This window comes from Robinsoniella sp., from assembly GCF_034124845.1.
On sequence record NZ_JAWYAJ010000251.1, the window covers coordinates 1 to 11,382 of the forward strand.

At 41.1% G+C, this 11,382-nt stretch carries 12 protein-coding genes; 10 read left to right on the forward strand and 2 right to left on the reverse strand.

What is annotated here, in order from left to right:
* Nucleotides 1-278: 278 nt before the first annotated feature.
* The gene (locus ACH2DQ_RS12535; protein WP_394913939.1) at nt 279-1,721 is read left to right on the forward strand and encodes an AI-2E family transporter; all 1,443 of its coding nucleotides are present in this window, start codon (nt 279-281) and stop codon (nt 1,719-1,721) included.
* A gap of 52 nt (nt 1,722-1,773) precedes the next feature.
* On the opposite strand, the gene ACH2DQ_RS12540 is transcribed toward ACH2DQ_RS12535, so the two are convergent.
* Nucleotides 1,774-1,917 (reverse strand): hypothetical protein, encoded by a 144-nt coding sequence (locus ACH2DQ_RS12540; protein ID WP_394913940.1) that lies wholly within the window; start codon nt 1,915-1,917, stop codon nt 1,774-1,776.
* 65 nt (nt 1,918-1,982) lie between these two features.
* Entirely contained in the window at nt 1,983-2,630 is a 648-nt protein-coding gene (trmB, locus tag ACH2DQ_RS12545) for a tRNA (guanosine(46)-N7)-methyltransferase TrmB (RefSeq protein WP_394913941.1), read from the reverse strand.
* 267 nt (nt 2,631-2,897) lie between these two features.
* Here trmB and ACH2DQ_RS12550 point away from each other — a divergent pair, with 267 nt between their 5' ends.
* The 9 genes from ACH2DQ_RS12550 to ACH2DQ_RS12590 all read left to right on the forward strand — a co-directional run.
* On the forward strand, nt 2,898-3,209 hold the full coding sequence (locus ACH2DQ_RS12550) for a hypothetical protein (protein ID WP_394913942.1): 312 nt from the start codon (nt 2,898-2,900) through the stop codon (nt 3,207-3,209).
* Between the two features lie 4 nt (nt 3,210-3,213).
* The gene (locus tag ACH2DQ_RS12555) at nt 3,214-4,248 is read left to right on the forward strand and encodes a V0D/AC39 family V-type ATPase subunit (protein WP_394913943.1); all 1,035 of its coding nucleotides are present in this window, start codon (nt 3,214-3,216) and stop codon (nt 4,246-4,248) included.
* 19 nt (nt 4,249-4,267) lie between these two features.
* On the forward strand, nt 4,268-6,205 hold the full coding sequence (locus ACH2DQ_RS12560) for a V-type ATP synthase subunit I (RefSeq protein ID WP_394913944.1): 1,938 nt from the start codon (nt 4,268-4,270) through the stop codon (nt 6,203-6,205).
* An 85-nt stretch (nt 6,206-6,290) separates the two neighbouring features.
* On the forward strand, nt 6,291-6,734 hold the full coding sequence (locus ACH2DQ_RS12565) for an ATP synthase subunit C (RefSeq protein ID WP_394913945.1): 444 nt from the start codon (nt 6,291-6,293) through the stop codon (nt 6,732-6,734).
* A 4-nt stretch (nt 6,735-6,738) separates the two neighbouring features.
* On the forward strand, nt 6,739-7,047 hold the full coding sequence (locus ACH2DQ_RS12570) for a V-type ATP synthase subunit F (protein ID WP_394913946.1): 309 nt from the start codon (nt 6,739-6,741) through the stop codon (nt 7,045-7,047).
* Between the two features lie 5 nt (nt 7,048-7,052).
* Entirely contained in the window at nt 7,053-7,649 is a 597-nt protein-coding gene (locus tag ACH2DQ_RS12575) for a V-type ATP synthase subunit E (RefSeq protein ID WP_394913947.1), read from the forward strand.
* Nucleotides 7,642-9,408, forward strand: coding sequence for a V-type ATP synthase subunit A (locus ACH2DQ_RS12580; RefSeq protein ID WP_394913948.1), 1,767 nt, complete (start codon nt 7,642-7,644; stop codon nt 9,406-9,408). Before ACH2DQ_RS12575 ends, ACH2DQ_RS12580 begins: the two co-directional genes overlap by 8 nt.
* Nucleotides 9,409-9,419: 11 nt before the next feature.
* Nucleotides 9,420-10,811 (forward strand): V-type ATP synthase subunit B, encoded by a 1,392-nt coding sequence (locus ACH2DQ_RS12585; RefSeq protein WP_394913949.1) that lies wholly within the window; start codon nt 9,420-9,422, stop codon nt 10,809-10,811.
* The coding region (locus ACH2DQ_RS12590) for a V-type ATP synthase subunit D (protein ID WP_395026939.1) at nt 10,811-11,382 on the forward strand (572 nt) is incomplete at its 3' end. The genes ACH2DQ_RS12585 and ACH2DQ_RS12590, both read left to right, overlap by 1 nt.

The window sequence follows — 11,382 nt, forward strand, 5'->3', positions numbered from 1 at the left end:
GACACCCTGATTAAGAGTCAGGTGCTCTACCAGCTGAGCTAAAAGCGCTTGTCTATATTTTGTTTATGTTGAGGTAATTCCTCAACGCAAGGGATATTATATTATATAATTTCAGGAATTGCAAGTATTTTTTTATAAAAATATAAGAAATATTTTTTTGTATTCCCTTGAATGATTTCTGTAAACCATTTATAATGAATATAAACTAGGGAAAAATACGCGTAAAGCGACAATTTTTTTATAGAAATTATTAAAGAAATTTGAGGTGCACAGTTAATATGGACAATGAAAAGTCAACAAAGCATCAAGCTTCACAGGAATACAACAGACATACACTGCTAAGAAGGAAGCACAGAAAGAAAACCGATGATATTGCCGCTTCGGCAGATCAGGATGGGGAAAAAGATGCGGGTTTAGATGAATTTATAACGCAAGAATCCCCGAAAGATGACCAAACTCATCCGGTAGAACCGGGGAACAGAAAGGGTACCTCAACTAAAAGCGATTGTAATTGTAATTTACCTCATGAACCTTATGATCCCGAAAACCCTAACAGAAAGTTTCATGCCAGCAACCGCTATTTTACCATATGTGTTTATGCTATTGCAGTTATATTTTTTGGCGCTATTATCGTCAAGATCTTTGTCTCACTGGATGGTACCTTAAAATTTTTGAAGGATGTCACAAACATTCTCATGCCTTTTTTCATCGGAGCATTAATCGCATTCATCTTAAATCCGGCGGTTAAAAGGGTATATGAGTTTTACCACAAGATCTGCAGGATTAACAACAAGTCGGTATGCAAGGGATTATCCATTGCTACTACATACATTCTGCTTTTGGGACTGATTATTGTCACACTGCTCTTTGTAATGCCGCAGATCGTAGAAAGTATAACGGAATTAGTAAATTACGTTCCCACAACGGTTGATAATGTGTACCATTTCTTTGATAACCTGGAGGAACATTTCCCGAATTTAGATGTGGAGGTAATCAGAAAGGCGATTAATGATGCCATTCCAAATTTCATTACCTATATAAAAGATTTTGCTACAAATCTGGTTCCGGCACTATATACCGTTTCCGTTTCTATTTTACAATGGATCTTAAATGTGGTAATTGCAATTATCGTTTCGATTTATATGCTATCAGACAAGAAACCGCTGCTAAATTCCATAAAGGGAATTATTTATGCATTTGTACCGGTTAAGCATATCCGTTCAACAATTGATACGCTGAAAACCTGTAACCAGTTATTCAGCAGTTTTATAATTGGTAAGGCGATAGACTCCCTGATCATCGGTCTGCTCTGCTTTGTAATTATGAGCCTTTGCCAGCTGCCCTACGCGGTTCTGATCAGTGCCATTGTGGGCGTAACCAACATGATTCCTTATTTCGGACCGTTTATCGGTGCCGTGCCGGGTGTGTTGATCATGTTATTGGTAAGTCCGATTAAAGCCCTGATCTTCGCCATCCTGATTCTGGTACTGCAGCAGTTTGACGGTTTGATCCTGGGTCCCAAGATACTTGGTGATTCTACCGGTCTGAAACCACTGTGGATTATCTTCGCCATAACCATAGGCGGAAGTATTGCAGGTGTTCTGGGTATGTTCCTGGGCGTTCCTGTCATCGCTGTATTGCGGTATCTGCTGAATCGTTTTCTGCAATACCGCCTTGAAAAAAGGAACTTTCAGAACAGCCATGACTTTAATATAGAATAAAGGTAATGATCATCATACGAGTATAAGAAGGGGTAATCCGCCAAACGGCAGATTACCCCTTCTTTTTATCCTCACCCTTTAATTTACTGCTTACCTCATCAACAGACTTCTTAATTGCCAGTAACTGGCGGTCCATTGTTGTTTTATCATTGAAGAACCTCTCCACTTTTTGTTTCAGGCTTTTATTTTTAATCATGCTTTCTCACCCATCATACGCATTTACTATATTATATTCCGGGTTCTGCCATCCTGTGCGCAATTTTACTTTTCTCTGGAAACAATCATCTTGTGAATGGGGTTGCCAAGCGCCGAGAACTTTTCTTCGTATTCCGTCATAACATTTCCCTGTGACAAATCTGCATCATGATGGAGATCAAACGTACATGCGTTCAGTTTCCAGCCCGCAGGTTCCACTTCTTCTAAAGCAAAATCAAACAGCCCTCTGTTATCTGTTTTAAATTCCACCGTTCCTTCCGGCACCAGAATTTTGTCATAACGGCTTAAAAACTCTCTGGATGGGAGTCTTCTCTTTGCATGCCGGTCCTTCGGCCAGGGATCCGAGAAATTTAAATAGATGCGTTCCACTTCATTTTCACCAAAGATTTCCGGCAGTTCTCTGGCATCTATACACAGGAAAAATAAATTCTGAAGTTCAGTCATAGTTTCTCTTTTTTCTAATGCTCTGAGAAGAACACTGGAATACCTTTCGATTCCCACATAATTTATTTCAGGATGATCGAACGCCAACTGGGTAATAAACCTTCCTTTCCCCATTCCAACTTCTATATGAATCGGGTGATCATTGCCAAATGCTTGTTTCCATGCGCCTCTCACCGTTTTACCATCTTGGATTACATAACTGCTTTTTGCTATAATTTCATCTGCTCTAGGAATATTTCTCAATCTCATAATTTCTCTGCATGAAATTCATGCTTCTCCTTATATTATTATTTTTTTCTGAAGTTTTCAAAATAGTCTTTTGTAAACATTTCACAGTTGGCAAGCCTTCTAAGAAGCACTTTTACTGTATAGCCAAGAATGATTGTAACACAAAACTTAATAATATACAAAAAATAAATTATATTTTTTTTAATTTTGGTAATTTTATTATAGATTTTTTTTGAAAATGGTGTATGATTATATAATGAATAATGAATAGATAGGAGGGCATGAATTATGGATATGGTTGTGAACCGATTATCTGAAATCGAGGCAGCATCTGTCAGGATTATCGATGAAGCAAACGCTCAGAAAAAAGAGCTGGACGATGAACTTCATGATGAATTACAGAAATATGATGCCGAAGTAGATGCAGATACCGAACAAAAGCTCAAGCAGCTGCAAGCAGATCTTCAAAAGGAAATGGAAAAAGACCTTGCCAAGTTAAAGACTGAGACTCAGCGTTTGGTAACAAATCTGGAAGCTGATTATAACGTAAACCACAAAAAATTAGCTGCCGAGGTATTAAAAAAACTAGTAGAGGGGTAATCATATGGGAAACCTGTTAGCTTACAGCGGGACCACCACCAAAATACGTGCAATCAGAAGCCGTCTGTTTACAGAGGATGACTACCGTGAACTGGCTTCTATGGCAACTGTCACCGATGCCCTTAGCTTTATAAAGAAGCATCCCGGTTATCACGATTTGTTTGCGCACGCGGATGAAGCGTCTCTGCATCGTAACGACATTGAAAAAATACTGCAGAATGCCGTATATGTGGATTTCCAGAAAATCTACCGTTTTGCCACCGTGTATCAGCGTAAATTCCTGGATATGTATTTCAAGCGATATGAAGTCGCTATATTGAAGAGTTGTCTGAGAATGGTATTCGACCGCCGTGGCCTGGAACTGGATTTAACGATTTTTAAAGATTTCTTCGAAAAGCACTCTGACATTGACATCACCAAATTATCAAATTGTACCACCCTGGAAGAGCTGGTTACAAATTTAAAAGGAAGCATGTTCTACGATTGTCTGAACAGGCTGTCCAATGTTCCGAACCCCACGCTTTGGGATTACGGCATGGCATTGGATTTGTTCTATTTCCGGAAATTCTGGAAAGAGAAAGACAAACTTTTAAAGAAGGATGCATTAAAAAGTGTAACCGCAGCCTATGGTACTAAGATGGACTTACTTAATATAGAATGGATTTTCCGTTCTAAGAAATACTATAACATGTCAGGTCCTCAGATTTATGCATTACTGATCCCTGTTCAGTATAAACTGAAAAAGGCAGATATCCATGAACTGGTAGAAGCACCCACAATGGATGAATTCGATACCGCTCTTAAGAAGACTTATTATGGAAAGCATTATGAAGGCTATGGCGTAAAAACAATTGAACCCATGTACAATAAAATACGTATGAAGGTTCAGAGGGGAAACGCTGAAAAAGACCCATATTCCGTAGCAACCATCATCTCCTATCTCTATGAGAAAGAGCATGAAATTGACAAACTTACAACGGCTTTAGAGTGTGTCCGTTACGGCATCGATCCAAACGAGACACTAGACTATATTCTTTAAAGCAGAGGAGGTGTAACTTGTGATTGTCAAAATGAAATTTTTAAGTATTACGGGTCCCAAGGCGGATATCGACCGCGTGGTAAACGAATACTTGTCCAAATATGAAATTCATTTGGAGAACGCCTTATCTGATTTAAAAACAGTGGAACATTTAAGGCCATTTATGGAAATTAATCCATATCGTGAATGGCTCCTGAAAGCAAATGAATATGCTGAGCTTGTAAAAGATCCGCATTTTACTACAACCAAACATATCACGCTGGAAAAAGCACTGGATGTTGTAAATGAACTGGATACCAAAATCGGAGATATCCGAACGAAGCGAAATGAACTGGATGCCAAAAGAGAATCCTTACGAGCTTCCATTCAGAAAATCGAGCCATTCTTAGAATTTCAGTACAACATACATGCCGTATTGGAATTTAAATTTATTAAGTACCGCTTTGGTAAAATCGCTCATGATTACTATACGAAATTAGAGAGATACGTCTACGATGATTTCGATACCGTATTCTACAAATGCCACACCGATGAAGATTATGTGTGGGGCGTCTACTTTGTACCTGCTTCCCAGGCATCCAAAATAGATGCGGTTTACTCTTCCATGCATTTCGAACGTATTTATCTTCCGGATGAATATGCCGGAACACCAAAAGAGGCATATGATGACCTTAAGGCAGACATTGATAAGTACAGCAGGGAGATTACCGCTTGTAATGAAGAGATCAGCCGTGCCCTTACCGAACACAAGGAACTGCTGCTTCTGGCACAGGCGAAGTTACAGGCATTGTCCACCAACTTTGATGTCCGCAAGCTTGCAGCCTGCACGAAAGAATCAAAACAGATATTCTACATCTTATGTGGATGGATGTCAGAGGAAGATGCAAGATCTTTCCAACAGGATATCTCGGAGGATGAAAATCTATACTGTATTGTAGAGGATGATAATAACAATATTGTGAATTCTCCCCCTACCAAATTGAAAAATCCTAAGTTGTTCCGGCCATTTGAAATGTTTGTACGCATGTATGGACTTCCGGCTTACAACGAAATTGACCCTACGATATTTGTAGGCCTTACCTACGCCTTTATCTTTGGCGCCATGTTCGGAGATGTAGGCCAGGGATTATTGCTTTTAATCGGCGGATTTTTATTGTACCGCTTCAAAAAACTGGATCTGGCAGCGATCATCAGCTGTGCCGGATTTTTTTCCACGATATTCGGGTTCCTGTTCGGCAGTTTATTCGGGTTTGAAGATGTTCTGGAGCCCATATGGCTTCGTCCGGTAAACCACATGTCAACGATACCTTTTATCGGCAATTTAAATACGGTATTTATCGTGGCAATTGCTTTTGGTATGTTCCTGATTATCGTAACAATGATCTTTCATATTATAAATGGTATTAAAGCAAAAGATGCTGAAAACACCTGGTTTGATACAAACGGTCTTGCAGGACTGGTATTCTACGGGGCAATCGTGGCAGTGATCGTGCTTTTCATGACAGGAAACACCTTACCGGCAGGTATCGTATTAGTCGTTATGTTTGTCATTCCGCTAATTCTGATTGCTTTAAAAGAGCCTCTCTCCAAACTGGTTGAGAAAAAGGCTGACTTTTTGCCAAAAGAAAAGGGAATGTTTATTGTTCAAACCATATTTGAAATGTTTGAAGTGCTTTTAAGCTACTTCTCAAATACACTTTCCTTCGTCCGTATCGGCGCATTTGCCGTCAGCCACGGAGCTATGATGGAAGTTGTACTTATGCTTGCCGGCGCAGAAAACGGCGGTGCACCCAACTGGCTGGTTATCATTCTCGGTAACCTGATCGTTTGTGGTATGGAAGGTTTGATCGTTGGTATCCAGGTACTGCGTCTTGAATATTATGAAATGTTCAGCCGTTTCTACAAGGGCACCGGACGAGAATTTAAACCATTTTCAAAAAAAGATAAGGCCGCCTAAGAAAGACGCCAATCAAATTTAAATCAAAAATTGCAAAGCAGTTTTTTGAATATAAAAACATTTTTTATTTTAGGAGGATAATATAATGACAACATTAACATCAATCGTATTAGTAATTGCATTGGTTCTCAGCATCATCGTACCTTTTGGAGCATTTTTAATCGGAGAGAGAAATAAAGGCAGATATAAAACTTCTTTGGGCATCAACTGCTTCTTCTTCTTTGGAACTATGGTTCTCGGTGCTATCCTGGCATTCGGCGGCGACGGAGCTACAGCAATGGCTGCAGAAGCTACAGGTGAAGCTCTTCCAGGCTTATCCGTAGGACTTGGTTACCTGGCTGCTGCTTTAGTTACCGGATTATCTTGTATCGGTGGTGGTATTGCCGTTGCTAGTGCTGCTAGTGCTGCCCTTGGTGCAATTAGTGAAGACCAGAGTATTCTTGGTAAATCACTGATCTTCGTAGGTCTTGCAGAAGGTGTGTGTCTCTACGGTCTGATCATCTCCTTCATGATCTTAGGTAAATTATAATTCTATGAAGATGTATCTAATCAGTGATAATGTAGATACTTATACCGGTATGAGACTAGCAGGAGTGGAAGGATGCGTAGTTCATGAGAAACCTGAATTGAGGGAAGCCCTGGAACGCACGGTTGCCAATAAAGATATTGGCATCATCCTGCTGACAGAGAAATTCGGCAGGGAATTTCCGGAAATAATTGACGATGTAAAGCTAAACCGAAGACTTCCACTTATCATTGAAATACCGGATAGGCATGGTACGGGACGTAAGCCGGACTTTATCACTTCTTACGTAAATGAAGCCATTGGAATAAAATTGTAAAGAGGGTGAAGATTTTGACAACCGAAGAAAAATTAAAACATTTCGAAGAATCTTCCTTAGAAAATGCCAGAGAACAGGCAACTCAGATTATATCAGAACATAAAACTGCTCTTGAAAAAATCAAAACCGAGCATGTAACTGCTAAAAAACGGCAGGCTGCCCTTCAGATAAAAACTGAGACAGAAAGCTTAAAACGAGCAAACAATATGGCTCTTTCAAAGGAACAGCTTCAGATAAAAAGGGAAATTACCAAAAAGCATAATGAATTAAAAGAAAAGCTTTTTGTAGAAGTTAAGGCAATGTTAGAGGATTATATGTCTTCTCCCGCCTATGACAAATTATTAGTTAATCAGATTCATGAGATCAAAGAACTTGCTGGAGAGGGAAAGGTTATCATTTATATTGATCCTGCAGACTCTTCCAAACAGTTAAGTCTGGGCGCCGCAACGAATGAACAGGTATCCTTATCCGAATATTCGTTTATGGGCGGCACAAGAGCAGTTCTTGCCGACCGGCATATTTTAATTGATAATTCCTTTGCAACAAAATTGGAAGAGGCAAAGGCAGAATTTACATTTGACGGAGGTATGACCCATGACTAGAACAGGCATTATCTATGGTATCAACGGACCTGTTGTCTACTTAAAAGGCAACACCGGCTTCAAAATGGCTGAGATGGTTTATGTTGGTAAAGAAAAATTAGTTGGTGAGGTCATCAGCTTGACAACAGATACCACAACCGTACAGGTATATGAAGAAACTACCGGCATGAAACCGGGTGAAGAAGTAATCGCAACAGGCGATGCCATCTCCGTAACACTTGCACCGGGTATCTTAAATAATATTTTTGATGGTATTGAACGTCCCCTTAGTGAGATCGCGAAAAACTCCGGTAAATATATCAACCGTGGTGTAAGTGTTGATTCTCTGGATACTTCCAAACTGTGGGACGTACATATCACAGTTAAACCGGGCGACACCGTATGCGGCGGCACCATTATCGCAGAAGTACCGGAAACTCCGGCTATCACACATAAATCTATGGTTCCTCCTAATATGAAGGGCACCATCTTAGATGTTGCGAAAGACGGACAATATACCATTAATGATCCAATCGTTACCATACAGTTACCGGATGGTACAGAACGAAAATTAACTTTAGCACAGAAATGGCCGATCCGTGTTCCAAGACCGACTGAGAAACGTTATGCAGCAAGCAAGCCGCTGATTACCGGACAGCGTATCATTGATTCCATGTTCCCAATCGCAAAAGGCGGTACCGCTGCCGTTCCCGGAGGATTCGGAACCGGAAAAACCATGACACAGCATCAGATTGCAAAATGGTCCAACGCCGACATTATCATCTACATTGGCTGTGGTGAACGTGGAAACGAGATGACACAGGTTCTGGAAGAATTCTCCGAACTGGTGGATCCCAGAAGCGGCAATCCGCTGATGGACAGAACCACTCTGATTGCAAATACATCCAACATGCCTGTTGCTGCCCGTGAAGCTTCCATTTACACCGGAATCACACTGGCTGAATACTATCGTGATATGGGTTATGACGTTGCGATCATGGCTGATTCCACTTCCCGTTGGGCAGAGGCTCTCCGTGAATTATCGGGACGTCTGGAAGAAATGCCTGCTGAGGAAGGTTTCCCGGCATATCTGGCATCCAGATTATCCGCTTTCTATGAAAGAGCCGGACTTATGCAGAACTTAAACGGAACAGAAGGAAGCGTATCTATCATCGGAGCTGTATCTCCTCAGGGTGGTGATTTCTCCGAACCTGTTACACAAAATACAAAACGTTTCGTAAGATGTTTCTGGGGACTTGATAAATCCCTTGCATACGCAAGACATTTCCCGGCAATTCAGTGGCTTACCAGCTACAGCGAATATTTAACAGACCTGGGTCCATGGTACAAAGACAATGTAGATCCCAACTTTGTGGATTACCGGAATCAGATTATGGCAATCCTGAATCAGGAAAGCAGTTTAATGGAAATCGTTAAGCTGATCGGCGGTGACGTACTGCCGGATGACCAGAAGCTTACCCTGGAAATCGCAAGAGTAATCCGTCTTGGCTTCTTACAGCAGAATGCATTCCACAAAGATGATACCTGCGTTCCGATGACCAAACAGTTTAAAATGATGGGAATCATTCTTTACCTGAATAAAAAAGCAAAAGCCCTGGTTACTATGGGTATGCCAATGTCCATCTTAAAAGAAAGCAACATTTTCGATAAAATTGTTTCTATTAAATATGATGTTCCAAACGATCATCTGGAAAAATTCGACGATTACGCAAGAGAAATCGACGAATTCTATAACGAAGTTTTAGCTAAGAATGCATAGGAGGGTTAATCATGTCAATTGAATATTTAGGACTTAGTCAGATCAACGGCCCCCTTATTGTATTAGAAGGAGTCCAGAATGCTTCTTTCGAAGAAATCGTAGAAATTACGGTGGAAGGAACCGAAAAGAAACTGGGCCGTATCGTAGAGCTATATGAAGACAAAGCAATCATTCAGGTATTTGAAGGAAATGAAAATATGTCCCTGAAAAATACCCATACAAAATTAACCGGACATCCGATGGAGATTGCATTATCTCCGGATATCCTGGGACGTACTTTCAACGGTATCGGTCAGCCTATTGACGACCTTGGTGAAATTACACCGGAAGTAAAATTAAATGTAAACGGTCTGCCCCTTAACCCGGTAACCCGTGAATATCCGCGTAACTATATCCGTACCGGCGTTTCTGCAATCGACGGACTGACCACATTGATCCGTGGACAGAAGCTTCCTATCTTCTCCGGAAACGGTCTGCCCCATGACAGACTTGCCGCACAGATCGTAAAACAGGCTTCTCTGGGTGATAACTCAGATGAAAAATTCGCAATTGTATTTGCAGCTATGGGTGTTAAATATGACGTAGCCGAATTCTTCCGCAAAACCTTTGAGGAAAGCGGCGTATCCGATCACGTTGTAATGTACCTGAACCTGGCAAACGATCCGGTAGTAGAACGTCTGATCACACCAAAGGTAGCACTTACTGCTGCAGAATATCTGGCTTTTGAAAAAGGCATGCATATCCTGGTTATCTTAACGGATATGACCTCCTTTGCGGAAGCAATGCGTGAGGTTTCCTCATCCAAAGGTGAAATTCCCAGTAGAAAAGGGTTCCCTGGTTACTTATACAGTGAATTGGCTACTATTTATGAAAGAGCAGGCATCGTACAGGGCATCAGCGGTTCTGTGACCCAGATTCCGATTTTGACCATGCCAAACGATGATATCACACATCCGATTCCTGACCTTACGGGATATATCACCGAGGGACAGATCGTATTGGACCGTGAATTACATGGCCAGGCAATTTACCCGCCGATCAACGTACTCCCATCCCTTTCCCGTCTGATGAAGGATGGTATCGGAGCCGGATATACCAGAGAAGATCATCAGGACGTTGCCAACCAGCTATTCTCCTGCTACGCAAAGGTTGGAGATGCCAGAGCCCTGGCAAGCGTAATCGGTGAAGATGAACTATCTCCTCTGGATAAAATTTATTTGAAATTTGGTAAAGCTTTTGAACAGGAATTCGTTGGACAGGGCGAAAACGAAAACCGTTCCATCATCGATACCCTGGAAAAAGGCTGGGAACTTCTTGGAATGCTTCCGAGAGAAGAACTTGACCGTATCGATACAAAGGTTCTTGATAAATACTACAAACCTGCCGAGTCAGAGGTGATTTAATGAATCCAAATACATTTCCTACGAAGGGTAACTTAATATTAGCCAAAAACTCTCTGGCTCTTGCAAAACAGGGCTTCGATCTGATGGATAAGAAGAGAAATATCTTGATCAAAGAGATTATGGGGCTGATTGACCAGGCGCAGGATATTCAATCACAGATTGATGAAACATTCCGTACCGCCTATGCAGCTCTCCAAAGAGCTAATATAGAGCACGGTATCAACTACGTACAGGAGATCTCTTTCTCCGTACCGGTTGAGAATTCCATTCGTATAAAGACGCGAAGCGTTATGGGTACTGAAATTCCTCTTGTGGAATCGGATCCCATCGTAAATGAACCAACCTACGCCTATTATACGACGAAACGGTCACTGGATGAGGCAAAGGTTTCCTTCGAAAAAGTAAAGGAACTGACGATCAGACTTTCCATGATCGAGAATTCAGCATACCGGCTTGCAACCAATATCAAGAAAACGCAAAAACGTGCCAATGCTTTGAAGAACATTACAATCCCTACTTACACAGACCTTACAAAGAGTATTCAAAATGCATTGGAAGAAAAAGAACGTGA